Origin of the sequence: Melghirimyces profundicolus (assembly GCF_003054245.1) — a bacterium.
Taxonomy (GTDB): Bacteria; Bacillota; Bacilli; order Thermoactinomycetales; family DSM-45169; genus Melghirimyces; species Melghirimyces profundicolus.
Map to the genome: position 1 here is coordinate 14,847 of NZ_QBKR01000027.1, position 24,357 is coordinate 39,203.

At 55.5% G+C, this 24,357-nt stretch carries 21 protein-coding genes; 11 read left to right on the forward strand and 10 right to left on the reverse strand.

The annotated features are described in order from the left end of the window. Positions 1 to 13: 13 nt before the first annotated feature. The gene (locus C8P63_RS15775) at positions 14 to 706 is read left to right on the forward strand and encodes a hypothetical protein (protein ID WP_108025667.1); all 693 of its coding nucleotides are present in this window, start codon (positions 14 to 16) and stop codon (positions 704 to 706) included. A gap of 128 nt (positions 707 to 834) precedes the next feature. Further along, a complete protein-coding gene (locus C8P63_RS15780) occupies positions 835 to 1,932 on the forward strand; it encodes an AI-2E family transporter (RefSeq protein ID WP_108025669.1) in 1,098 nt (365 codons plus the stop codon). Positions 1,933 to 2,224: 292 nt separating this feature from the next. Here C8P63_RS15780 and C8P63_RS15785 read toward each other — a convergent pair whose 3' ends face one another. Beyond that, positions 2,225 to 3,418, reverse strand: a complete 1,194-nt coding sequence (locus tag C8P63_RS15785; RefSeq protein WP_170109709.1) for a DUF418 domain-containing protein — start codon at positions 3,416 to 3,418, stop codon at positions 2,225 to 2,227. A 102-nt stretch (positions 3,419 to 3,520) separates the two neighbouring features. Here C8P63_RS15785 and C8P63_RS19240 point away from each other — a divergent pair, with 102 nt between their 5' ends. After that, a complete protein-coding gene (locus C8P63_RS19240; RefSeq protein ID WP_170109710.1) occupies positions 3,521 to 4,075 on the forward strand; it encodes a TetR/AcrR family transcriptional regulator in 555 nt (184 codons plus the stop codon). 90 nt (positions 4,076 to 4,165) lie between these two features. Beyond that, on the forward strand, positions 4,166 to 4,477 hold the full coding sequence (locus C8P63_RS15795) for a DMT family transporter (protein WP_108025673.1): 312 nt from the start codon (positions 4,166 to 4,168) through the stop codon (positions 4,475 to 4,477). A gap of 113 nt (positions 4,478 to 4,590) precedes the next feature. Here C8P63_RS15795 and C8P63_RS15800 read toward each other — a convergent pair whose 3' ends face one another. The 4 genes from C8P63_RS15800 to C8P63_RS15815 all read right to left on the reverse strand — a co-directional run bounded on the left by C8P63_RS15800 (position 4,591) and on the right by C8P63_RS15815 (position 8,574). Beyond that, the gene (locus C8P63_RS15800; RefSeq protein WP_108025675.1) at positions 4,591 to 5,232 is read right to left on the reverse strand and encodes an NUDIX hydrolase; all 642 of its coding nucleotides are present in this window, start codon (positions 5,230 to 5,232) and stop codon (positions 4,591 to 4,593) included. Between the two features lie 117 nt (positions 5,233 to 5,349). Next, positions 5,350 to 6,039 (reverse strand): MOSC domain-containing protein, encoded by a 690-nt coding sequence (locus C8P63_RS15805; protein ID WP_108025677.1) that lies wholly within the window; start codon positions 6,037 to 6,039, stop codon positions 5,350 to 5,352. A gap of 15 nt (positions 6,040 to 6,054) precedes the next feature. Further along, positions 6,055 to 7,470, reverse strand: a complete 1,416-nt coding sequence (pepV, locus tag C8P63_RS15810) for a dipeptidase PepV (protein WP_108025679.1) — start codon at positions 7,468 to 7,470, stop codon at positions 6,055 to 6,057. 279 nt (positions 7,471 to 7,749) lie between these two features. After that, positions 7,750 to 8,574, reverse strand: a complete 825-nt coding sequence (locus C8P63_RS15815; protein WP_108025713.1) for an inositol monophosphatase family protein — start codon at positions 8,572 to 8,574, stop codon at positions 7,750 to 7,752. 183 nt (positions 8,575 to 8,757) lie between these two features. Here C8P63_RS15815 and C8P63_RS15820 point away from each other — a divergent pair, with 183 nt between their 5' ends. After that, the gene (locus C8P63_RS15820; RefSeq protein ID WP_108025681.1) at positions 8,758 to 9,663 is read left to right on the forward strand and encodes a hypothetical protein; all 906 of its coding nucleotides are present in this window, start codon (positions 8,758 to 8,760) and stop codon (positions 9,661 to 9,663) included. A gap of 204 nt (positions 9,664 to 9,867) precedes the next feature. Here the strand turns inward: C8P63_RS15820 and C8P63_RS15825 are convergent, their stop codons facing one another. From C8P63_RS15825 to C8P63_RS15835, 3 genes are all read right to left on the reverse strand, one after another. Next, a complete protein-coding gene (locus tag C8P63_RS15825) occupies positions 9,868 to 10,089 on the reverse strand; it encodes a hypothetical protein (protein ID WP_108025683.1) in 222 nt (73 codons plus the stop codon). Between the two features lie 549 nt (positions 10,090 to 10,638). Then, entirely contained in the window at positions 10,639 to 11,985 is a 1,347-nt protein-coding gene (gene gabT / locus C8P63_RS15830) for a 4-aminobutyrate--2-oxoglutarate transaminase (protein ID WP_108025684.1), read from the reverse strand. 24 nt (positions 11,986 to 12,009) lie between these two features. Then, entirely contained in the window at positions 12,010 to 13,449 is a 1,440-nt protein-coding gene (locus C8P63_RS15835; RefSeq protein ID WP_108025715.1) for an NAD-dependent succinate-semialdehyde dehydrogenase, read from the reverse strand. Between the two features lie 537 nt (positions 13,450 to 13,986). Here C8P63_RS15835 and C8P63_RS15840 point away from each other — a divergent pair. The 6 genes from C8P63_RS15840 (at position 13,987) to nhaC (ending at position 22,606) form a co-directional block, all read left to right on the forward strand. Then, positions 13,987 to 16,116 (forward strand): sigma 54-interacting transcriptional regulator, encoded by a 2,130-nt coding sequence (locus C8P63_RS15840; RefSeq protein WP_108025686.1) that lies wholly within the window; start codon positions 13,987 to 13,989, stop codon positions 16,114 to 16,116. 183 nt (positions 16,117 to 16,299) lie between these two features. Next, a complete protein-coding gene (locus C8P63_RS15845; protein WP_108025688.1) occupies positions 16,300 to 17,685 on the forward strand; it encodes an aminotransferase family protein in 1,386 nt (461 codons plus the stop codon). Between the two features lie 17 nt (positions 17,686 to 17,702). Next, positions 17,703 to 18,860: a C45 family autoproteolytic acyltransferase/hydrolase gene (locus tag C8P63_RS15850; RefSeq protein WP_108025690.1), complete on the forward strand. Its 1,158-nt coding sequence runs from the start codon at positions 17,703 to 17,705 to the stop codon at positions 18,858 to 18,860. Next, positions 18,806 to 20,233, forward strand: coding sequence for an NAD-dependent succinate-semialdehyde dehydrogenase (locus C8P63_RS15855; protein WP_281258735.1), 1,428 nt, complete (start codon positions 18,806 to 18,808; stop codon positions 20,231 to 20,233). Before C8P63_RS15850 ends, C8P63_RS15855 begins: the two co-directional genes overlap by 55 nt. Before the next feature lie 46 nt (positions 20,234 to 20,279). Then, on the forward strand, positions 20,280 to 20,948 hold the full coding sequence (locus tag C8P63_RS15860) for a GNAT family N-acetyltransferase (RefSeq protein WP_108025694.1): 669 nt from the start codon (positions 20,280 to 20,282) through the stop codon (positions 20,946 to 20,948). A 206-nt stretch (positions 20,949 to 21,154) separates the two neighbouring features. Continuing rightward, positions 21,155 to 22,606 carry a Na+/H+ antiporter NhaC gene (gene nhaC, locus C8P63_RS15865; protein ID WP_245920969.1) on the forward strand — a complete coding sequence of 484 codons (1,452 nt, stop codon included), beginning with the start codon at positions 21,155 to 21,157 and terminating at the stop codon, positions 22,604 to 22,606. Between the two features lie 92 nt (positions 22,607 to 22,698). Here nhaC and C8P63_RS15870 read toward each other — a convergent pair whose 3' ends face one another. Together C8P63_RS15870 and C8P63_RS15875 are read right to left on the reverse strand one after the other, a co-directional pair. Continuing rightward, on the reverse strand, positions 22,699 to 23,790 hold the full coding sequence (locus C8P63_RS15870; RefSeq protein ID WP_108025697.1) for a PQQ-dependent sugar dehydrogenase: 1,092 nt from the start codon (positions 23,788 to 23,790) through the stop codon (positions 22,699 to 22,701). 83 nt (positions 23,791 to 23,873) lie between these two features. After that, on the reverse strand, positions 23,874 to 24,143 hold the full coding sequence (locus C8P63_RS15875; protein WP_108025699.1) for a metal-sensitive transcriptional regulator: 270 nt from the start codon (positions 24,141 to 24,143) through the stop codon (positions 23,874 to 23,876). Positions 24,144 to 24,357: the final 214 nt, after the last annotated feature.

Here is a 24,357-nt window from a genome sequence, read left to right on the forward strand (position 1 = left end):
AGGGGGGAAAAGAATGCGATTGAAGTTTTACCGCACCCGCAGGTTGCGAAAGGTGGCCCTCTTCAGTTTTGTCGGAACCCTGATGGTCTCGGGTTTTATCACTCCGCACGTCGCCCAGGCTCCCGAGGGACACGAGTGGGGGCTCTGGGGGAAACCAACCGGCGGAGGAAACAAGGCGGATATGGAGCTCTCGAAAAAACGGATCCGACCGGATCAGAAAGAATCGGACCACCCGTCTTCCGATGAAGAAAAGGATGCGGTCGCGACGGCAGACCACCGGATGCCCGCAACGGAACACCAGGCCCACGATCTGAAAAAGCCGGACCCGACTCCTTCCGCCGCCGTACATACCCGGACCACGACGCAGCAACAGATGAGCCGGCCCAAACCGGAAGAAGATCCGGCCAGCCAGGAATCCGATGAAAACGCAGAGCAACAGAATGAGGAAAACCCGGCGATCCCCGAAGCACAACTGAACGAAAATCCGGAGGGTTCGGATGAAAATGCGGAGGAAGATCCGGATGAAGGATCCGATGGATCCGAAACGGAAAGCGGGTCCCCGTCGGATGAGAATGAGAGCCCTGACCCCCAACCCTCCGATCCGGCGAACTCCGACGATGACACCGAAAATTCCTCCGAAGACACGGATGAGGAAGGACAGGATTCCTCTGCGACCCTTCTCGACGGGCTTCTTGAATGGAAATGAACGCCGACCCCGTAAACCCCAGGTTTGCGGGTTTTTTGTAAACGGCGGGAGCCCACAGATGTTTACCATGCCCCCTCATTGGACATTTTGTTGATACCGGCCCGGAAAAAAGGAGGTTGGCCCCTTCCATGCCGCAAACGAAACCTTTTCGATTCGGATACGGGATCCTGTTGGTCTTTCTGATCATTTATGTGGGAACCAAGATCGACTGGATTTTTCAACCGCTGGTGGTCCTTGTCCAGACTCTCTTTTTCCCCTTCCTGGTCGCCGGTGTCCTGTATTACCTTTTCCGTCCCGTCGTCCGTTTTCTTGAAAAAAAGGGAATCCGGCGGGTCTTCTCCATTCTGTTGATTTATCTGCTCTTTGCCGGTTTGTTCACATTGTTGGTGTTCCTGGCGGGTCCGCCTCTTTCCAAACAGATCTCCAGACTGGTCTCCGAATTTCCCAACCTGATCGACACCCTTCAGTCCAAACTGGTGGAGATACAGCGAAATCCCTGGGTCGGGGAGTATTTTGAAGAGCAGAACCTGGAAAACATCACCCGGGAGTTCACCGACTACCTTTCCAACAGCATCTCCACCATCATCACCAATCTCGCCAATTTCTTCAGCATCCTGGCCGGCATTGTCGTGGTCTTTGTGACCGTGCCCTTCATTCTCTTCTACATGTTGAAGGAAGGGGAACAAGCTCCGAAACAGGTCCTCCGCCTCCTCCCTTCGAACCAGCGGGCCGAAGGAAGGCGCATCCTGGCGGACATGGACCGGGCGATCAGTTCCTACATCCAGGGACAGGTGCTCGTCAGCCTCTGCATCGGCGTGCTGGTCTACATCGGATATCTTATCATCGGACTGGACTACTCCCTTCTCCTGGCGCTGGTGACCACCTTCACCAACCTGATTCCGTTTATCGGGCCCCTGATCGCAACGATCCCCGCGGTGATCGTCGCCTTTATCGATTCCCCGATGATGGTGGTCTACGTGCTCATCGTGACGGTGGTCGCCCAGCAGCTGGAGGGAAATTTCATCTCTCCACAGGTGATGGGCCGGACGCTCAACATCCATCCCCTCACCATTATCCTGCTGCTCCTGGTGGCCGGCAGTCTCGGCGGTTTTCTCGGACTCCTCCTGGCGGTGCCCACCTACGCCGTCCTCAAGGTGGTGGTCAGCCACACCTACCGGCTGATTCTCCTGCGCAACCGCCAAAAGGCGCAAAGCAAAGAAGAATGACCCCATCAAAAAAAGCCGGGATCCCCGGCTTTTTCCTTTATAGAAGTATTGTGAAAAAGTGAACGGTGACATTTACCCGAAGCCGCTCCAGTTCCTGTCCTGCAGGGATGTATGACTGTCCGCTCCGAATCTTCCTGCTGCGGGCAGGGGCAAACGCCTGCGGATGCAACACAGAGAAGCTGTTGCCCCTGAACGCCCTTGCAGGCTGATGCTCCGCTGGGCAGGACAGCAAAGTCGCTATTTCGGGTAAACGCTTCCCTTCTTCTAAGCCTAACCATTAATCACAACGCTTTTAGTTCCCTCTTCGAAACGATACCGGACGCCCGTAGGTGGCGGTCCGAAGGATCCATTCCACCGGACCCTGGTGGAAACGCCCCATCCACCACCGGCTGAAAAAGATCTGGAGGAAAAAGAAGACCACCGTCAGGATGAGGCCCGCGACCGCTTCCACTTCCCCGTACCATCCCAAACCGTAACTGTAGAAAAGAGTCGTGAAGAACAGGGACTGCAGAAGGTAGTTGGTGAGCGCCATCCGCCCCACAGGCGCCAGGGGGCGGAGACGGTTCCCCCACTTTCGGTACAACAGTGCCACCGAGGTGAGATAAAAGAGGCATGCCGCCGGATCGCCGATGTTGTTTCCGATCCAGACCAGGAGCCGGAATCCGTAGGGATCCGGGTGAATCACCGGGGATACGACGTACTCCAACACCCCCAGCACCAAAGCCACCCCCAGGCTCCACCTCCACCCCTTGCGGAGAAGTTCTCCGGAGGAATCCAGCCGGTGGAAAACCCGTCGTTTCGCAGCGGCGGCTCCCAGCAGGAACATGGCCAGCAAGGGCGGCCACAGGGAATACCAATGGCTGTTCAGGTAGGTCCAGTCATGGATCCGCTGTTCCGTCACCTCCCCGAAGGTTCCGCTCTTGTAGACAACGGTGGAATGTTCCTCCCACCACCGGTGGGAGGCGGCGATCGCTTCCTTCTGCTCGGGAGTCGGAGCGGGACCGGAATAGAGCCACCCGTTCACCGCCGTATGAATCAACAGGATCAGAAGGCCCGCGGCGAGAAGCGTCTTCGGTCCGGCCCGGTGAAAGAGCAACAGAATGAATCCCAAGACAGCGTATGAAAAAAGGATATCCCCGAACCAGATCAGCCAGGCATGGACGAGTCCCAGCAGCATCAGTGTCAGCAACCGGCGGACATACGCGGGGACGAATCGTTTCCCCCTCTCCCGGGCACGCTCCATCATGAAGATCATCCCAAAGCCGAACAGAAAAGAAAACAGGGTGTAAAAATGGCCCTGGGCCAAGATCCGGATCAGGTGTTGAACCCAGCCGTCCGGATGATCCCACCCTTCCCCGGGAACACGGATCCGATACAGTTCCGCCGATTTGAAATCGGCCATGTTGACCAGCAAAATACCGAAAACGGCAAACCCCCGGAGGATATCGATCACCTCCAACCGCTCTCTTTCCGCTGTCGGTTCCATTCCGTCCCTCCTCTGCATAAAATAAGACAGGTTCCACCAACCATCATATCATGTTCTTCCGAACGGGTTGTTCTTATATCGAACGTTTGTTATAATAAGTTGATGCCAAAAATCATCGATCATGATGAGTACCGCGAAGAGCTGTTGCACCAGTGTTTCGATCTGTTCGCCGAAGAAGGGTACGCCTCCCTCTCCATGCGCCGGATCGCGGACGAATTGGACGTCTCGACGGGCACCCTGTACCACTATTTCTCCGGCAAGGAGGATCTGTTTAACCAACTTGTGGAGCTGATCACCTGTCGGGACCTTTTTGACGCGAAAGAAGCGCTGAAGGGGGCGAAAACCCCCGACGAACGGATCGACGCGCTGCTCCGCTTTGTGGAGGAGCGTGAAACGTACTTCCTCAACCAGTCTTTCATCTGGATGGATTACTACCGTCATCAGGTGGCGGACCGGGATCCCGATCCCCGGCTCGGTGAGACCTTGGAGCAGTATCGGTCAGGGATTGCCCGCATTCTGGATGTCCGGGATCCCGAGCTGGCCGAATTCATCCTGACGGTCATCAACGGGTGGGTTCTGCAGCGGTACTTTAACCGCGGAAAACCCCCGGTTGAGACACTGTCACGCATGCTGCGGCGCCTGATTCACGGACGGTAGGATCGAGTCCTCTCTTCCAAAACGGGAGGGCTTTTTCCATGGAGATGAAGTCTGGGGAAAGGAGATCGTGAAGAATAAGGAGGGATCGCGATGAGTTGGGTATTTCTTATTCTTGCGATTGTCCTGGAAGTGGCCGGTACGATCTCGATGAAGTTTTCCCAAGGATTCACGCGTCTTCTGCCCACCCTGGCGATGTTCATCCTGTACGGGCTGAGCTTCACTTCCCTCACCATTGCGGTGAAAAAAATCGATCTCAGCCTCTCCTATGCGATCTGGGCCGGGTTGGGGACGGCGATGGTCACATTGGCCGGCGTCTTCTGGTTCCAGGAACCCGTCAACGTGTCCAAGCTGGTCTCCCTCAGCCTGATCATCGCCGGAGTGGTGGGATTGAAACTGGCATGAACAAAGGAGGAAAATCCCATCGATATCCACGGTTGTGACGACAATCGAAGAAGACCCGAAAGCTGAAACCGCCTCCTTCGTCCGGTTGACGAAAGAGGCGGTTTTGCGTTCGGTCAGGATTCCATTTCGCGCTGTTTCAATGCATCCAGAACCAACCGGTAATACCCCTCGGAGTGAGGAACGAAATCCTGGCGGACGGCGGTCCGCCTTTCCTTGAGCTGCCTTCCTCCATCCGTCACCTTGAATCCCGTCAGGTCGGCCGTCTTTTGCTCCCCTCGGAACAAGCGGTCGATGGATCCCAGGTCGGCTTCAAACAACCCGCTTACTTCCTCCGGCTGTGGCCGGTATTCTTTGAGGGGTTTTCTGCACTCGTACAAATACACATGCCGGTATTCACGGTCGATCCACCCCTCTCCGAGGTCCATCTCTTCCTTCCACACCCCGAGCGGAATCAGCTCACCGAAGGGGGCCCGGATGCCCAACTCCTCCTCCAGCTCCCGGATTCCCTCCTCCCGCGTTTCCCCGTGAAGGAGATGGCCGGCGGCGGAGACATCGAGCCGGTCGGGGTTGGCTTTGCTGGCCGGATGACGGAGCTGGAAAATGAGGCGGATGTGATCGGCTTCCCGACGATACACCCAGCAGTGAAACGTTTGATGCCACAGCCCCTCCCGGTGAACCCGTTCCCGGTCGGCGGTTCCGAGAATGCGGAGATCGGAGTCGACGACGTCCAGCATTTCCGGTTGATCGTTGTCCAAGCCTTTTCCCCCCTGTTGGAATATAAAAACAAACCCGGCCACCAAAAGCGTTGTGATTTCATGTTCGTTTCGAGAAAAGGGGAAGCGAGCGGCTTTGGGTAAATGCTGCCGCTCAGCTCACTTTTTCACAATACTTCCAGACCGGGTCACGTCCGTCGGTTGGCCAGGACCTTCCGCATGCTTTCCGCCAGCAGCGGGAGGGAGGCCACATTCACGGATCGCTTCCGGATCCCGGTTGCGGCGGTGGAGGATGTCGTTGACGGCCCGAATGGTCCAACGGGGGGCCGGCCGGTCGATCAGCTCCAGCGTGTCTCTCTTTTCCACCGTGCCCTCCTGGATCACACGGAGATACCAACCGCTTTTGCCGTTTCGCTTCACCCGTTCGGCCAGCCCATCCACTCCCCAGCGACGGTCCAGCTTCCAGCAGGGAAGCCGGGCCTGGGCAACCTGAACCAGGGCGTCACCGACCCGGAACCGGTCGCCGATGCAGACCGTTTCCTCATCCAGGCCGTCCACGGTGAAGTTTTCACCGAAGGCGCCGGGGCCGAGCTCCTTCAAGTCCGGGTCCCTCCGCCAGGCCTCATAATGGCGAAGGGCATAAGCGAGGACGGCTTTGTCGGGCCCGCCGTGGTGTTGGAGATCCGCCTGGCCGTCCCCGTCCAGGTTGGTTCGTCCCAGCCGGACCGGTCCTTCCACTGCCTGTTTTGCGATCCCGTTCGTCCATGACCCCCTGGAGGATCCGTCAGAGGGATACGTTCGGGGGGTTCCCACCTGCAGCGATACCAAACGTCCCTGAAGCTTCTTCACCTTGCTCTCCTCTCTCTACCTGGCCAGTTCATAGATCGCCTGGGCATACAGCGCGGCCGCCTTGATCAGTTGGTCCACATCGATGAACTCATCCTTCTGATGGGCCCGTTCCGGATGCCCCGGGAAAAGCGGTCCGAAGACCACCCCCGGTTGGAGCGCCCGGGCATAGGTGGCGCCGCCGATGGCGAAAGGTTCCCCCTTCTCCCCCGTCTGTTCTTCATACACCTTCTGCAGGGTTTTCACCAGGGGATGCTCCGGATCCACATAATGACCGGGTTTGTGATCCACATCGGTGACGGTGAGGCCGTAGGGGCGGCATTTTTCCTCCACCCGGGTACGGATCGTCTCCATGTCGCCGGAGATGGGATAACGGATGTTCAGTTCCACATGTTGCCCTCGCCCGGCCTGATAGCGGAAAACACCGCCGTTGACGGTCAACCGGCCCACCCGGGTGTCTTCCTGGGCGATCCCCAGTTTTTCTCCGAAGAAGCTGTCGCTCAAAAGGTCATTGATCAACGAGACATAGCGGCGGCCGTTGTCGTCCAGGGGGAGCTCCCCGAGAATCCGGGCCAGCCCGTAGGCAGCATTCTCTCCCCGGTCCGGTTCGGATCCGTGATGGGCGGTTCCTTCCACCACCAGTTTCAGGTGGTCGTCCGCTTCTTCGGCATATCCCCGGATCCGGTGGGTCAACAGGTATTCCTGGATCTTTTCCTTTAACTCGAAAACGTCGCCGTCCCCTTCGAGCCGGGCGGCGGCGGCATCGGGCACCATGTTGGGCCGCTCGCCGGCTTCGAACCGGGCGAGCCCCCAAGTTCCTTCGTCCGTTCCGGAAAGGGACGGAACCGGACCCGACAATGTGAGGTCCACCAACCCTTTTTCCGCGTTGATGATGGGAAAATCGGCGTCGGGTGTGAAGGCCAGATCGGGCATCGGCTCCCGCTCAAAATAATAGTCGACATCGCGCCAATGGCTTTCTTCGTCCGTTCCGTAGATGAGCCGGACCCTGCGCTTCAGGGGCAGGCCCAGTTCCTTCACCAACTTCAGAGCGAAAAAAGCGGCCATGGCCGGCCCCTTGTCGTCCTGGGCACCCCGGGCATAAAATTTTCCGTCGCGGATTTCGGGCTCAAACGGGGGCGAAGACCATCCGCTCCCCGTCGGCACCACGTCGAGGTGTGCCAGGACCCCGACGATTTCCTGCCCTTCCCCGTATTCCACGTGACCGGCATAGCCGTCCAGGTTCCGGGTGGAAAACCCTTCGTTCTCCCCCAGTTTCAGCATGTATTCCAGGGCTTCGGCGATCCCCTTGCCAAAGGGGGCACCCGGCTTGGCGGTGGACTCATCCAACACGCTTTCGATCGAGCAAAGCTCCGTCAAGCGCTCCATCATCTCTTCCTGCCTCTGTTTCATCTCCTGCTGCCAGTCGATCGACAATCCGGTTTCCTCCTTTTACGATTCCATGTTTGGGATGTGGGCCGCTTCCAATATGTACCCGTCGGCGGAAATCCCCGGTGCAGTGGCCCGCGGAATCATCGGGCATCTCCACCGGACCCCGGATTCCACAGCTTTCCGGATGTCTGTCCGCTCCGAATCTTCCAGTCGGGCAGGGAAAAAGCCCTGCGGGAAGCTTCACAAGCAAAGGGGTTGCCCCTGAACGCCCTCCCTTCAGCTTCCGCCGGGCAGGATGGTAAAGGCCGCTTTTAACCGTCCGGTTTATTGTGCTTCAAAACCGGTGGCCCGGGCCTCTTTCAGCTCCTTCAACATGGCCGGGTGGATGTTTCCATTGGTGGCGAGGATGTGCCGGACTCCGATGTCGTAGGGGGTCCCCGCGGTGTCCGTCACCTCGCCCCCGGCTTCCCGGACCAGGAGGCTCCCCGCGGCCAGGTCCCAGGCGTTCAGCTCCAATTCCCAGAACCCCGTCAGCCTTCCCGCGGCGACATAAGCCAGATGGAGGGCGGCGGAGCCTCCGGCGCGCACGTTGCGGCAACGGGGAGAAAGTTTCAAAATCCCTTCCACGTTCCGTTGCCGGGCACCCCCGGCACCCGCCGGAAAACCGGTGGCCACCAGACTTTCCTCCAGACGCTCCTCGCCGGAGACCCGGATCGGCTCTCCGTTCAGAAACGCCCCTTTCCCCTTCTCCGCGGTGAACCGTTCGTCGCGCAAGGGGTCGTAGATGACCCCGGCAACCACTTCCTGGCGGCGGGCGTAAGCGATGGAAACGCAGAACATCGGGAATCCGTGGACGAAGTTGGTCGTTCCGTCGATCGGGTCCACGATCCACAGGTCTTCAAAAGACCGGTGCTCCTCCAGGGCGGCTCTGGAAGCCTCCACACCGGCTTCCACCCCTTCTTCCCCCAGAATGGCGTGACTGGGATGGATCTTCAGGATCGTATCTCGAATGATTTCCTCCGCCGCCTGGTCGACTTCCGTCACCAGGTCGTGGGACGAAGATTTAAAACGGACTTTTTTGGCGGCGGCGGCATGGGCCCGAATCCGTTCCCCCGCCTTTTCCGCTGCTTTCACGGCCGTTTCCAGCATCGACAACCTGCATACCTCCCGTTGACTCCGGATATTCTTTCACTATACCACGCTTTCCTGGGGGAACCAAAGCAAAAGCGGGAACCCGGGGTTTTTCCGCTATCCGACAGGAATGGGGAAAAATGAGCCGAATAGATTCTCAGAAACGTTGTTTCGAATCCCCCACCCCACGAGGTGAGATCGTTGCCCAATGTTTGGAGCCACATCCTGTTTGGAAAAAGGGTCCGGGCCCGTGCGGGACAATCCGAACCCCGGGACTGGCACCCGTTCAACCTGGGGTGTCAGGGACCCGATTCTCTTTTGTATCATAATTTTTGGCCCTGGAAACGGGACGATTCCGTCCGCCGCCTGGGGTCTGCCATCCACCGGCGCCATTGCGGGCCGTTTCTGCTGGACTTGATCCGGGCGGCGGCGGATGTCCCCGACATGCGGGAATATGTAGCCGGCTTTCTGACCCATCACATTTTGGACCGGAAGACCCACCCCTATATCATCTACCGGTCCGGGAACGGGAAATACAAGCATCAGAAGCTGGAGGTAATCATCGACACCCTGCTGGCGGAACGCCTGGCGGGATGGAAGACCTGGAAAACTCCGGTGGTCCCCCTGATCGATGTGGGCCGGACCCTCCCCCGAGAGTGGGCGGAAGTCCTTCACGGCACCGCCCGGAAACACTTTCCGGAGGAAACGGCGGCCGTTCTCCCCGGTCATTGGGACGAAGCCTATCGTCATATGAAACGGGCGCTCCGGATCTTTTACGACCCCTGCGGAGTGAAATGGTTTCTCACCCTGGGAAAGATCGGCCCCTTTCGTTACCGTCCGGTCCGTTCGGAGACCGATTACCTGAACGAAAGCAAACGGGAATGGCTCCACCCCGCGGTTCCGGAGGAAGCGCACCGCGAAAGTTTCATGGAACTGTGGGAAGTCGCCGTGGAGGAAGGGGCCGATCTCCTCGGGACGACCTGCCGCCTCTGGGAGGGAGAAGGATCTTGGACCGCGTTGTGCCGCGGAATCGGAAACCTTTCCTACGATACGGGGAAGGAATGCGGAGCCAACCTGAAAAACCGGGTTGCCGCCCCGTTGGTCTGACACAATCGACCTCACTCACAACTTGAACGGGGTGGATGCTGAAAGCCGGGCCCCATCCTTCAAACAGAACCCCACGCTCCGGCAAAGCCCCGGACCACCCCCATCACCCCCCTTCCGGCGCCGGAGGGGGGTGAATGACGTCATCCCCACCTTATGATACGTCCCGATCCCGGATGTAACCGTATCGGTGACAAAGGACTATTTTCACCCGGGCCAGAAATAAATCGTCTTCGAGTGAGGAGCCACACCGGCCAGCCCGATGGTCCCCTCCCGGTCTTCGATCAGGGTGGGGGATACCTGCTGCCCGGTATCGAGGACACTGATCATGCTCCGCGGCTGGGTTTCCACCCTGTATTCCCGGTAATTCCTCTCTCCAAAATAGACGGGAAGCGCGTGGAGCAGCCGTTCCCGAAGTCGTTCGTTCAAAGAAAATCCCCCTTTATCATGGCAGTTTGCGTCTAGAAGTATTGTGAAAAAGTGAGCGGCAGCATTTACCCAAAGCCGCTCCGGCTGCTGTCCTGCATAGATGCAGGCACTGTCCGCTCCGAATCATCCTGCTGCGGGCAGGGGCAAAACGCCTTCGGATGCAACACATAGAAGTTTTTGCCCCTGAACGCCCTTGCAGGCTGATTCTCCGCTGGGCAGGACAGCAAAGTCGCTATTTTGGGTAAACGCTTCCCTTTTCTCGAAACGAACATGAAATCACAACACTTCTAGGATGCCCCCTTCGCCGTCCCCCATACGGAAAGCCAAAGCCGCCTCCTTCGCAGGAAAGAAGCGGCGATTCAGCCAACTCGCGGCGGCGGCTTCCGGGGAGAGTGATCATCCAGGCCTGCAGGATCTTCCCGGCCATCCCCCGGCGAACCCCTTTGACCCGTTCCGCACCTCCCACCCCCGATCATGGAATGGATGACAACGGGCACGGTCTCTTCACCCGGGTATGGTTCTCCCCTCATGTTTGAACCGGGGGTCTTGTCATCTTAACCGTTCCTCCACCACTTCTTCGATGACGTCCAGGGCTTCCTGAAGCTGGTCGTCGGTGATCACCAGTGGACAGAGAGTCCGGATCACATTGCTGTACAATCCGGCCCCCATCAGGATGACCCCCTTTTGTCCGCAGGCGCGGATGATCTCTCCGGCCAAACCGGGATCCGGCTCTTTGCCGTCCCCTTTGACGGTCTCAAAGGCACACATGGCCCCCAGCCCCCGTACGCCTCCGATCTGGGGATATCGGTTGGCCAGGGACGAAAACCGGTCCCGGATCTGACGACCGATTTCCTGAGCCCGGTCCGGCAGTCCGTCTTCTTCCATCATTCGGATCACTTCCAGGGCCGCCACGCAACCCAGCGGGCTGCCGCCGTAGGTGCCGCCGATCTCTCCGGGGTTGGCAGCATCCATAATCTCCGCCCGGCCGGTCACTGCACTGATCGGCAATCCGGCCGCAATCGACTTGGACATCGTCATCAGATCCGGAACCACTTCATAATGCTCCATGCCGAACATCCGCCCGGTTCGTCCGAAACCGGTCTGCACTTCGTCGGCGATAAACAGGATCCCGTGTTCCCGGCAAATTTTCCGGATGCCCTGGACAAAGGTTTTGGACGGGACGATGAATCCGCCTTCCCCCTGGACCGGTTCCATGATCACAGCTGCAATCTGGTCCGCCGGAACCTCCCCGAGAAAGAAATCTTCCACCCGGCGCAGGAGTTCCCTGTCGGTCTCTTCCGGGGAAACCCCGTCCCTCTCCCGGTAGTAGTACGGATACGGCAGCTTGTAGGTTTCCGGCGCAAAGGGACCGAAGCCGTACTTGTACGGTTTCACTTTGCTGGTCAACGACATGGTGAGAAGGGTTCTTCCGTGGAAGCCGCGGTCAAAGGAGACCACGGCCTGCCGCCCGGTAAATTTCCTCGCCAGCTTGACGGCGTTTTCCACCGCCTCCGCCCCGCTGTTGAGGAAAAATGTTTTTTTCGGATGATCTCCCGGGGTGATTTCGTTCAACTTCTCCGCCAGCTGAATATAAGGCTCGTACATCATGACGTTGAAACAGGTGTGGATGTAACGGTCCAGCTGGTCTTTCAGGGCTTCCACCACGCCGGCGGGACGGTGTCCGGCATTCAGGGTTCCGATGGCTCCGGCAAAGTCAATGAATGTGTTGCCGTCCACATCGGTGAGAATGGCCCCCTCCCCCTTTTCCGCAAAGGTGGGAAGCTTGCAGGCGGGCCCCTGAGGTACGTTTTTCTCCCTTCGGTTCAGGAGAGCCCGGGCTTTGGGGCCGGGGATCGGGGTGTGAATGCGGATATGACGACGTTGCGTTTTCGACATGGGGGTTCCTCCTCGTTTCCCTGTTTATTTCAAACCGATGGAGATGTACTTGGTTTCCAGGTATTCTTCGATCCCGTAACGGCCCCCCTCCCGACCGAGGCCGCTTTCTTTCACTCCGCCGAAGGGAGTCTGGACCGTCGAAGGCATCCCGTCGTTCACGCCGACGATCCCGTACTCCAAGCTTTCCGAGATCCGTACCGCGCGGGAGAGGTCCCGGGTGTACAGGTAAGCCGCCAGACCGAACCGGGTGTTGTTGGCCAACGTGAGGGCCTCCTCTTCGGTGTCGAAAACATGGACGGGAAGGACCGGCCCAAAGGTCTCTTCCTGTTCCACCAACATTTCCTCCGTCGTGTCCAAAAGAACGGTGGGTTCAAAGAAGCAACCGCTCCCTTCCGCCGGGACGGCACGCCCCCCGACCATCACCCGGGCCCCTTTCGCCTCCGCGTCCCGGACATGTCGCTCCACTTTTTCAAGGGCGGCTTGATCGATCAGAGGACCGATCTGCACACCTTCCTCCAGCCCGGGCCCCACCTTCATTTCACCGGTATAGCGGGCCAGGAGGTCTGCGAATTCCTCCTTGATACTCCGGTGAACGTACACCCGGTTCGTGCAGACACAGGTTTGGCCGGCGTTTCGGAACTTGCTGGCCAGCACTTCCTTTGCCGCTTTTTCCAGATCCGCATCCTCAAAGACGAGGTAAGGCGCGTGCCCCCCCAATTCCAAGCTGATCCGTTTCACGGTGTCCGCCGCTTTTTTCATCAGGGTTTTGCCCACTTCCGTCGAACCGGTGAAGGTGAGCTTCCGGACACGTTCGTCCTCCAGGAGGGCATCCCCGATCTCCGCGGCCCGGGTCCCGGTCACCAGGTTGAACACCCCGGCGGGAATCCCGGCCTCCTCCATGATCTCCGCCAGCAAGGCGGCGGTAAGCGGGGTTTGTTCCGCCGGTTTCGCCACCATGGTGCAGCCGGCGGCAAGGGCCGGGGCGGCTTTCCGTGTGATCATGGCTGCGGGGAAATTCCAGGGGGTGATCGCCGCAGCCACCCCCACCGGCTGGTGCTGCACCCAAATCCGTTTATCCGGGGAGTTGGCCGGAATGGTCTCCCCGTAAATCCGTTTGGCTTCTTCTGCATACCACTGGAAGAAATCGGCGGCATACTGCACCTCCCCCCGCGCTTCCGCCAAGGGTTTGCCTTGCTCCAGGGTCATCAGACGGGCCATTTCCTCTTTCCGGTTCATCATCCCGTCATATACCCGGGCCAGCAGCTCTCCCCGTTCGCGGGCGGTTTTCCGGGACCAGCCCGGAAACGCCTTTGAGGCGGCGTCCACCGCTTTTGTGACATCCTCCTTCCCCCCGTCCGCCGCTTGGCCGACCACCAAGCCGTCCGCAGGATTGGTGACGTCGAAATACGTTCCCGTCGATGCTTCTTGCCACGCTCCGTCGATGTACAAGCGATATCGCATCATTCCACTGCCTGCCTCCTTTTCCTTTGAGATCCGGATTTCACCCGGCCGTTCAATAATCAACCTTCGGTCCGTTCCCCAGTCGGAAAGATCCATGGGACTCCGGCACGTTCATCCTTGAAATACCGAAAATCCACCAAAGCACCAACCCGCCAACCCATCTCTCCTTTCGGATATGCTGATGATTTTTTGAATGGCTCAATCTCAATAAGTTGCAATTTCCGTACCAACGTAATCGGTTGATCTCCAGGCGGATCCTCCCCACTGGCCAAGGGCTCCGGTTGAAAAGACTCCCCACTTGGTCCCTCAGGGCGCTTCCTCTCCACTCCAAATCCCGGAACCGATTCGACGTTTCCATGGAAAATCACCGGAATCTATTTCCATGACAGGATCGGGCACAGATGGCTTATGCAAGATTGCATAAGTGATATTATTAAAAAAGAACCCCCCATCCCCCGTGACCCCGGCCAATTTTTCAACAATACGCGCTTCTGCTATGATAAAGAAAAATCAAGCTGATACAGAAGGGAATTGTCTTTCATGTACAAGGCAATGAAGGAAAAACTCAAACCTTTCTTTTGCTTTTCCGTTGAACCTTTGGATCGCGATTGGCAACATAAGATACATCAGTTGGAAGAACCGTTTTTGTTCCTGAAAAAGCACGATCAGGTGTATGCCTATGTGTCCCTGGAAGATCTGCCCCTATCCACTTGGAAGCATCCGGATCTCACAGTGGACATGCTCCGGTCCTGTGCCACTCCCTTGGACCACATCGCAATCCTCCACCCCGGCCAAAAAGATTCCCTCCCCCTCTTATTCCAAATCCTTGGAAACTCGATCACCCTGGTTCAAAACGCCGAACATGACTTTATCGGTTACATTAAAAGGGAGGAGGCCCTCGCCGAGTTGTTCAGGCGGGAGAACAGCAACCTGAATTTCTTAAAAACACTGCTTTCCTCCATCCCGATGGGGATCTTCGTCATCAATCAGGACCGAAAAATCGTCAATTGCAATGAATCCGGACTGAAGATGATCCGATCTTCCTTAAAACAGGTCATTAATGCCGACGCCGGCTCCGTGTTCGATCCGGAGCATGTGGAAAAAGTCTTCTCCAGCGGGGAAACGCTGCTCAACCAGATTCTGATCACCGATGAAATGGGTGTTCTTGCCGACTACAGCCCCATCCGGGGTCCGGAAGATAAAATCAACGGAATGATCATCATCGTGCAGGATTTGCCGATGGTTGAAGAAATGGCCATGGAACTGGAGCATGTAAAAGACCTGAACCGGGATTTAAACGCCATTTTGGCCACGATGTACGATGAAATCTTGGTTGTGAACCGGAACGGCGAACTGCTTCGTCACAGTGAAAATTTCATCTCCGATTTCTGGGGTGACGACCTGAAAACCTATGTTGGAAAAAACCTGTTGGAATTGGAAAAAGAAGGACGCATCAATTCCTCCGTCATCCGGCTGGTGATGGAAAAGAAGAAAAAAGCGTCCATCGTTCAGAGAACCGAAAGCGGAAAGACCATTTTGGCCGTCGGCAACCCCGTGTTCAACGAAGATGGGGAAATTCATCGCATCATCATCGCATCAAGGGACATCACCGAAACCACCCAATTGAAATCGGAATTGCAGAAAACCAAAAAAATGACAAGGAAATACAAGCAAGAATTGGATCAATTAAAAAACAAAGGAAAACACCAATACAAACTCGTTTACTGCAGTCAAAAAATGGAACAGGTGATGGATAAAGTCCAAAAGCTGAAAGACTTCGATTCCACGGTTCTGATTCTGGGAGAATCGGGGGTGGGCAAAGAATTGATCGCCCGGTCCATTTATGAACAGGGAAACCGTTCCGATCAACCTTTTTTAACGATCAACTGCGGCGCAATCCCCGAAGAACTGCTGGAGAGCGAGTTGTTCGGTTACCAAAAGGGAGCCTTTACCGGAGCGAACACCAACGGAAAAATCGGCTATTTTCAACAAGCCGACAAAGGTGTGCTGTTCCTGGATGAAATCGGCGAACTGACGCCGCGTCTCCAGGTCAAATTATTGAGAGTGCTGCAGGAAAAAGAAGTCACACCGGTAGGCAGCACCCGGGCGATTCCCGTGGATGTGCAGATTATCGCGGCGACCAATCGCAATCTGGAGTCCATGGTGGAAGAGGGAGCCTTCCGGGAAGATTTGTTTTACCGGATCAATGTGATTCCGATTCAGGTCCCGCCCTTAAGGGAACGACCCGAAGACATCCCGCTGCTCGCCTTTCACTTCATCCAGCAGTTGAACGCACAATACAACAAAAATTATCATCTGTCACCCGAAGCGCTCAACCTTCTGGAGGTTTATTCGTGGCCCGGAAACATCCGGGAACTCCAAAACCTCATCGAACGATTGGTGGTAACGGCGGAGGATGAGATCATCAGTGCGGAATTCGTTCACCAGTTTTTGAATTTTAACAAAAAGGCAAAAGCCAAACTGATCGTTAATGACCTGCTGCCTTTCCACGAAGCGCGGGAATACGTGGAAGAACAGCTGATCCTGATGGCGCTCCGGAAATACAAGACCACCACCAAAGCAGCCAAAGCACTGAAAATCAGCCAGTCGGCCGTCAGTCGGAAATACCAGAAAATCATGCAACGGAAAGGCAACGCCTCCCTCCGATAGAGATTCCCCTTCCCCCTGACCGGGGGATTTTTTATGCGACAAGTACTACATTATGCATTTTTGCATAAAACGGTTTTTTCCTTTGGCGGCAAAATACGCGCAAACTTTCCCTTTTTGATTGGCATCCATTTTGCATCTGTATCGACAGGGAAAGCGACAAACCATCTCAAGGAGGTATCAAACATGGCTGCAAATGTCTCTCTCCAATCACAGGTGGAAGAACTGAAGGCCTTGGACCAAAAGCACTACCTTCACCCTGCCACTTCCCCCAAAAAACATGCGGAACAAGGGCCCAAGATCATTTTCTCCGGGGGAAACGGCATTACCGTCCGTGATCCTAACGGCAAGTCCTACATCGACGGGGTTTCCATGCTGTGGAACGTGAACCTGGGGCACGGGAGAAAAGAGCTTGCCGACGCCGCAAGCGAACAGATGATGAAAATCGCTTACAGCTCCTCTTTTGCCGGCTATTCCAATGAACCGGCCATTCGGCTGGCGGAAAAACTGGCATCCCTGACCCCCGGAAACCTGAATACGGTGTTTTACACCTCGGGTGGATCGGAATCCAACGATACGGCGTTCAAGTTGGCCCGATTCTATTGGCAGATGCAAAATCAACCGAAAAAAAAGAAAATCATTTCATTGAAACAGGGTTATCACGGCGTAACGATCGCAGCGGGAACCGCCACCACTTTGACCGGTTTCCATAAATTTGCGGGTACCCACATCGGAGATGTGTACCATGCGAAACCCCACTTGACCCGGTGTGAATTGGGTGACAAGGATGATCCGGATTACAAGGGTTGCATCCGTGACATCGTGGAAAAAGAAGGGCCGGAAACGGTGGCCGCAGTCATTTTGGAACCGGTCCAGGGATCGGGGGGCGTATATATCCCTCCGGAGGGCTATCTGAAAGCGGTCCGGCAATTGTGTGACGAATACCACATATTGTTCATCGCTGATGAAGTGATTTGCGGTTTCGGTCGGACCGGGCGAATGTTCGGCGTGGATCATTGGGGGGTCATCCCCGACATCATGTGCGTCGCCAAAGGCATCACCAGTGGTTATGTTCCCTTGGGCGGTGTCCTGTTGAACCAAGCCATCCATCAAACGTTGGTTCAATACGATCAAGTCTTGGCCCACGGTTTCACATACAGCGGTCACCCCACTGCCTGCGCCGTCGCATTGAAAACCCTGGAGATCCTCGAACGTGATCAGGTGGTGGCCCATGTCAAGCGGATGGAAAAAGAACTGAACGCCGGTTTGAACTATTTGGAAAAGAAGCACCGTATCGTGACAAAAACGAGAAACATCGGTCTGATGGGTGCATTCGAGCTTTATGCCGATCCGGACAACGACACGCCCTTTGACCCGTCGTTGAAAGCAGGGCTCGATGTGGTCGAGGAATGTTTTCAACGGGGTCTCCTCCTTCGTGCGCTCGGAGCCGCCGACGGCAAGAATGTGGTCGCGATCGCACCACCTCTCATCATTGACAAAAGTGAAATCGGCCGGATGATCGATATCATCGATGACGCCATCCACGCTTTTGAAACCAAAATCGGCATTTGAAAACGGGATGTGAAAAGATGAAGTCACTCCAGCTTTCAGGAACGGCCAAAGAGATCGGCCGACAACACGGGCGGTTTGGAAAAGACGAAATCATGCACAGCCTGGCTACCTACGAAAAATTGTTTCACGGTTATCAAAAGATCCGTTGGAAAGAGGTCCGGGAACGGGCGCTTCTCCATTTAAAAGCCATTGAACGATACGATCCCGCGCTCATCGAAGAAATACAAGGCATCGCAGAGGGAGCGGGTGTCGATTTCGAAGACATTCTGGCATTGAACGCCCGCAGCGAAATCGCCTTGACGCAAAGCGGCACCAAGAGATTTACCGATGGATGCACGTCCATCGGCGTCGCTTCTCCGGTTTCCGTCGATACCATCATCGGCCAAAACTGGGATTGGAAAGGGGAGCAATCGAAAAGCCTCCTTCTGTTGGAAATCTCTTGCGAATCCAAACCGAGAATCAAAATGGTCACCGAAGGCGGCATCATCGGAAAGATCGGTTTTAACTCCGCCGGAATCGGGGTTTGTCTCAACGCTCTGTTAACCGACAAAAAATCAGAGGAGGTCCCGATTCATCTGGGTCTCCGCAGTGTATTGAACGCCTTTTCCCTGCATGAAGCCATATCGAAAATCAACGAAGGACAGATGGCATCGGCAGCCAATTTCCTGATCGGCTGTGACGACGGGGCAGGCAACGGCATGGTGATGAATGTGGAAGTGTCACCTTTCGGTATCGATATCCTGGACGGCGCCGGAGAAAAAGCGGTTCATTCGAATCATCTGTGCTCTCCTGTCATTTCCCGCCATATCCAGGACCTTAACAATTTTAAACATACCGATTCCATGATTCGGAAAATGCGGGCCGAACAACTTCTCAACCAAAGCATTCAGAGGGGTGGGTCCATTGACGAAGAGACATTCAAAGAATGGTTGTCGGATCGGTTCAATGCGCCGAATTCAATCAATCATCTAAAAAATGAACGGGCTCCCGAACACCGACAGATTGAAACGGTGTTTTCGGTCATCATGAACCTGTCAAAGAAAGAGATGTGGCTGTGCGACGGCAAGCCCTTTGAAAAACCTTACGACAACCACAGATTGGACGAAAGGGTGTCATTGTCTTGTACATCAACGGAGAATTCAGAGACACACCGACCGGAAAAACGATCGAAGTGACAAACCCCGCAACCGGCGAGGTGATCAAAGAAATTGCCGCAGGGGGACGGGAAGAAACCCTGGAAGCCGTGAAGGCGGCGAAAGACGCCTTTGCCGAGTGGAAATGGAAAACCGGACGCGAACGAGGTCAATATCTCGACGCGGTTGCCCACAAGCTGAGACAAAACCGGGCACTCCTGGCGGAGACCATCACGAAGGAGATGGGAAAACCGCTACCGGACGCCCAACGCGAAGTCGACGTCGCAACGGATTATGTGGAATGGTATGCGGAAGAAGCGAAGCGAGTCTACGGTGAGACCATTCCTGCCTCCCAACAACAAAAACATTTGATGGTCATCCACGAACCCGTGGGGGTGACTGCCGCCATCACGCCTTGGAACTTTCCCGTTTCCATGATTACGAGAAAAATTGCTCCTGCCATCGCCGCCGGTTGCACGGTCGTTCTCAAACCCGCTCCTTCAACGCCGCTTTCCGCGATCGAAGTGTTCAGGTGCTTTCACGAAGCAAAGTTGCCCAAAGGGGTGGCCAATCTGGTGATCGGGCCGGCGGAGGAAATCGGTGCCACATTGACACAAAGTCCCGATGTCCGCAAGTTGACCTTTACCGGCTCCACCGAAGTCGGGAAAAAACTGATTCGGGATTCAGCCGACAGTGTCAAAAAAATATCGATGGAATTGGGCGGACATGCCCCCTTCATCGTCTTTGAAGACGCCGATCTTGACGCCGCCGTCACCGGAGCGCTGTTAACCAAGTTCAAGAACGCCGGACAAACGTGCATCAGCACCAACCGGATTTATGTCTCCCACCTTGTGGCGGAAGAATTCGGCCGAAAACTGGCCGAGCGGGCGTCCCAACTCAAAATCGGCAACGGAATGCATGAAGGGGTGGAAATCGGTCCTCTCATCAATGAGAACGCGATGAAAAAAGTGCAAAGCCATGTGGAGGATGCCGTCAGACAGAACGGAAAGGTGCTTTGCGGCGGCAAGCCCTTTGTTACCGAAGAAAAAAATGGATATTTTTATGAACCGACGGTGATCATTCACGCCCACGAACAAATGCGGATTGCAAAAGAAGAAACGTTCGGGCCCGTGGTTCCGGTCTTTACCTTCCAGGATCAGGAGGAGGTGATCCAGCGGGCCAACCATGAGCGATACGGCCTCGCCGCTTATTGTTACACCGGTAATTTGCAACGGGCCTTTCACATGATGAAAGCGCTCGATTACGGCATCGTCGGAATCAATGACCCTTCCCCGGTGGCCGCTCAGGCACCTTTCGGGGGATTCAAGGAGAGCGGAATCGGCAGAGAGGGCGGCAGGTCAGGTATTCAGGAGTTTTTGGAAGAGAAATTTGTCTCAATTAACACCTCCCTGTGAACGGAGGATCGGTATGGGAGCCAAACCTTGATGAAAGGATGAGATCATGCAAACGCATGCGGAAAATGTACAGATCCGAAAAATGACATACGGGGATATTGATCAGGTGGTAACCCTGGCTCTGGAAGGTTTCGGCGAAGAAGTCGCCTTCAAGCCGGAACATTACGAAAGCCAGATCCGCCTTTTTCCAGAAGGGCAAATCTGCGCGGAGTTGAATGGGAAAATCATCGGATCTTCCTCCAGCCTGATCATTAACTTCGATGACTACAACCGACAGCACACCCTGAGTGAAATTTCGGATCAAGGTTACATCCGCAACCATGATCCGAACGGACACCATCTGTACGGCATTGAGGTTGTTGTCCATTCCCGATATCGGCAGATGAAAGTGGGGCAACGTTTATACGACGCCCGCAGACAACTCTGCAAAAAACTGAATTTAAAAAGCATTTTGATCGGGGGCAGGATCCCGTACTATCACAAATATGCGGACCGGTACACTGCATGGGAATACGCCCGGCAAGTCGTCCAAGGCAAGCTGTATGATCCCGTCCTCACCTTTCAATCCAAAAACGGGTTCCAATTAATCGACGTCCTGGAAAATTACCTCCCCGGAGACAAAGAATCGCTGAAATATGCCACCTTTATGGAGTGGGAGAATGTGGATTACCGTCTGCAAAAAACAACATCCCCGCATGCTTCCACAACGAAGTGAAGCCCATAACCGGCATGAAGTCATTCCGGCAGGCCATTGAATGGGGAATGTTACCGCCCTCCTGATCCAGACGCCTTCGTTACAATAATGAATAGACACCTGTTGGTGAAGCCGACGGGAAACACACAGCAGGAAATCGATGATGTCGTTGACTGGTTATTCAATGGCTGACGGAAAAGCAAACGATCACCAAGGAGGAAATCATCGTGAACATCAAAAGCCGTCAAAAGAAGGAGCCGAGCCTGTTTCTGTCCTTGGTTCCGATCGTGTTCATGGCGGTCTCTTTGTATATCGGGATCGCCGTATATGAAGCTGACCCGCATATTCCTTTGTTGTTGAGCGGAGCGGTCGCCACTGTCGTTGCTTTGTATCTGGGCTATTCCTGGAAAGAACTCGAAGAGGGCATGCTCAACGCCGTACGTTTGGCATTGCAGGCGATCCTTATCTTGATGATCATCGGAAGCATCATCGGTTCATGGATTGCCGGAGGGATTGTGCCGACCATGATTTATTACGGCTTAAATATCCTCTCACCGGAATATTTTTTGATCGCCGCCTGCGCCATCTCCTGCATCGTCGCTCTCGCCTCCGGAAACGCCTGGACCGCGGCGGGTACCATCGGGATTGCGATCATGGGAATCGGACAAGGTCTCGGCATGAACATGGCCATGGTGGCCGGAGCGGTCATCTCCGGAGTTTATTTCGGGGACAAGATTTCGCCGCTTTCAGAGACGACCAACATGGCACCGGGCGTCACGGGAGCGGAGTTGTTCGAACATATCCGCCATATGCTCTACACCACCCTTCCGGCTCTGGCCCTCTCATTGATCCTGTATGCTTTCCTGGGCTTCCACTTTTCGGAATCCGCTGCGAACCTCCGGGAAGTGGCTCAATTACAGAGTCAATTGAACGATTTGTTCGTGATCAGCCCCTGGCTGTTGTTGGTCCCTTTGCTCGTGATTGTCATGATGGTGTTTAAGATTCCGGCGATTCCGGGCTTGACAATCGGTTCTCTCGTCGGAGCCGTCTGCACGGTATTGGTTCAGGGCTCTTCCGTCGGAAAAGCGATCAGCGTATTGTACTACGGCTATTCCGCCGAAACGGGTGTCAAAGTGGTGGATAACCTGCTGAATAACGGCGGCATGGAATCCATGATGTATACTGTGGCATTAATTCTGATCGCCATGAGTTTCGGGGGAATTCTGGAAACATCAGGAATTTTCAGAACAATCGTAAACAGCCTCTTAAAGTTGGCGAAAACCACGGGAAGCCTGATTTCAACCACCGTGGCCACCTGCCTGTCCGCCAATGTCATTGGGTGTGACCAATACCTTTCCATCCTGATCCCCGGCAGAATGTATGCGTCAGTATACAAAGAACGAGGATTAAAAATGAAAAATCTGTCCCGCACACTGGAAGACGCGGGAACGATGACATCCCCGCTCGTTCCTTGGAATACCTGCGGTGCTTTCATGACCGCGACACTGGGTGTTTCCACCCTAAGCTACGCCCCCTACGCTTTCCTTGCAATCATCAGCCCGCTGGTGGCCATTCTTTACGGGTTTACGGGATTCAAGATCGAGTATGAAGCGGATGAATCTTTGGAAACCGAAGATCCCGCAGACACACCCCGCCCCGTACGTCAGGTATCGGGTTAACCCATCCAAAATTCTCACACCGGGCCTCCCCTCGAAGATGACACGGGGGGAGCTTTTTTTGGATTTCAAAAACCACGGAACCCTCCGCGGAATCAGGGAGAAAGTTTCAGAAGAAGATCGTCTCCTTTCTTGGGAGTGCCTCTTCCATCGGTGTTATTGGTCAGGACATAAAGGGCTCCTTCCACCTCGACGAGATCCCGGAGGCGTCCCTTTCCGCTGTCAACCAATCGGGTCTGCTTCTCTTGGATGGAGAAAGAGCGAACCTGTTCTCCCCGGAGACCGGCCACATAGAGTTTCCCGTCCAGATAAGCCATTCCCGAGGGAGCCCAGGTGTCCTTCCCCGATTGATACAAGGGTGAGACCATTCCTTTCTTCTTTTGATCTCCCTTGATGACAGGCCATCCGTAATTTTTTCCGGCCTGGATCCGGTTGATTTCGTCCCGGCCCGACTCGCTGCCGGAGGGGCCGTGTTCCGAACTGTACATCCGGCCGTTGTCGGTCCAGGCCAGCCCCTGGGGATTCCGGTGTCCGTAGCTGTAAACAGGGGAACCCTTGAAAGGATTGTCCGTCGGGATGGTCCCGTCCGGATTGATTCGAAGGATCTTCCCTGCCAGGCTCTTGAGATTCTGGGCCATATTTTCCCGGCCGGCGTCGCCTGTGGTGATGTACAGTTTACCGTCGGGCCCGATTCCCAGTCTTCCCCCGTTGTGGATGAAGCCTCCCGGAATGTCTTCGAGCAATGCTTTCTTCTCCGTCCAAACTCCCTTCTTTTTCTCCAGAAGAATGACCCGGTTTTTCGTTTCCCCTTGATCCCGGTACGTATGATAAGCGAAAAGCCAATCTTGGCTCTTTCGATCGGGATGGAGAGCAAGCCCCAGAAATCCTCCTTCTCCTTTGTGGTGAACCGGTTTGGAGAGCCTTAATTCGCTCCGGGAAGGCTCACCTCCCGATCGCGGCACTTCCACAATCGCCCCGCCCCGCTCACTGATGTAAAAAAAGCGATCGGTCGCCACCAGGGACCAAGGAACACGGAGATGCTTCACCTTCGTTTCGACCTCTTCCCCGGCTTGTTCCTCCGTCATTGGCTGCTTCTCTTCCCCTCCCGGGTCCGCAGGAGGAGAAGCCGGTGTGCAGGCCACCATCATCCAACATGCCAGGATCCATCCCCCGAACCGTTTTTTCATGAAAGCCCTCCTCTCCCTCTCGGGAATCCCGGTTTTCCTTTCCCCCTTCCAACGTGCTCAAAAAGCCGTTGACCCAATTCCGGTCAACGGCTTTTCACCAACAGGTTCATCGCTTCTTCCACCAGTTGGTGGGTGTCCCCGTCCTCCCCTTTTGCGATCTCCTCGCGGATGCAATGTTCCAAGTTGCGGCTGACAATGTACGCAATCGCCCGGTCCACTGCGGAACGGACCGCGGAGAGCTGAGAAACGACTTCCTTGCAGCTTTTCTCTTCCTCCATCATTCGGAGGACCCCCCGGATTTGTCCTTCCACGCGGCGCAAGCGTTTCTTCATATTTTCGTCGTGGTAGTCCATGAGCCTCGCTCCTTTTCATGGGCTCGTCCATCCATTATACCCCAGCCGGTATATAACATTCAAGATGCGGATCCCTCTTGACGGGATTCTCTGCCCCCTCGGATCTTCGGATCCATCCGATGTATATTTTGCCGCATCTCTCCCCATACTGAACAGGCATCCAGGTTCCCCGCCTACATGCAGGTGAAACAAGGGTTTTTCCGTGGCAAAACAA

What these genes read in the sequence shown, in the direction of transcription:
- C8P63_RS15775 (WP_108025667.1), top strand. Translation starts at nt 14, where the DNA reads ATGCGATTGAAGTTTTACCGCACCCGCAGGTTGCGAAAGGTGGCCCTC.
- C8P63_RS15780 (WP_108025669.1), top strand. Translation starts at nt 835, where the DNA reads ATGCCGCAAACGAAACCTTTTCGATTCGGATACGGGATCCTGTTGGTC.
- C8P63_RS15785 (WP_170109709.1), bottom strand. Translation starts at nt 3,418, where the DNA reads ATGGAACCGACAGCGGAAAGAGAGCGGTTGGAGGTGATCGATATCCTC.
- C8P63_RS19240 (WP_170109710.1), top strand. Translation starts at nt 3,521, where the DNA reads ATGCCAAAAATCATCGATCATGATGAGTACCGCGAAGAGCTGTTGCAC.
- C8P63_RS15795 (WP_108025673.1), top strand. Translation starts at nt 4,166, where the DNA reads ATGAGTTGGGTATTTCTTATTCTTGCGATTGTCCTGGAAGTGGCCGGT.
- C8P63_RS15815 (WP_108025713.1), bottom strand. Translation starts at nt 8,574, where the DNA reads ATGCTGGAAACGGCCGTGAAAGCAGCGGAAAAGGCGGGGGAACGGATT.
- gabT (WP_108025684.1), bottom strand. Translation starts at nt 11,985, where the DNA reads ATGTCGAAAACGCAACGTCGTCATATCCGCATTCACACCCCGATCCCC.
- C8P63_RS15835 (WP_108025715.1), bottom strand. Translation starts at nt 13,449, where the DNA reads ATGATGCGATATCGCTTGTACATCGACGGAGCGTGGCAAGAAGCATCG.
- C8P63_RS15840 (WP_108025686.1), top strand. Translation starts at nt 13,987, where the DNA reads ATGTACAAGGCAATGAAGGAAAAACTCAAACCTTTCTTTTGCTTTTCC.
- C8P63_RS15845 (WP_108025688.1), top strand. Translation starts at nt 16,300, where the DNA reads ATGGCTGCAAATGTCTCTCTCCAATCACAGGTGGAAGAACTGAAGGCC.
- C8P63_RS15850 (WP_108025690.1), top strand. Translation starts at nt 17,703, where the DNA reads ATGAAGTCACTCCAGCTTTCAGGAACGGCCAAAGAGATCGGCCGACAA.
- C8P63_RS15860 (WP_108025694.1), top strand. Translation starts at nt 20,280, where the DNA reads ATGCAAACGCATGCGGAAAATGTACAGATCCGAAAAATGACATACGGG.
- C8P63_RS15870 (WP_108025697.1), bottom strand. Translation starts at nt 23,790, where the DNA reads ATGAAAAAACGGTTCGGGGGATGGATCCTGGCATGTTGGATGATGGTG.
- C8P63_RS15875 (WP_108025699.1), bottom strand. Translation starts at nt 24,143, where the DNA reads ATGGACTACCACGACGAAAATATGAAGAAACGCTTGCGCCGCGTGGAA.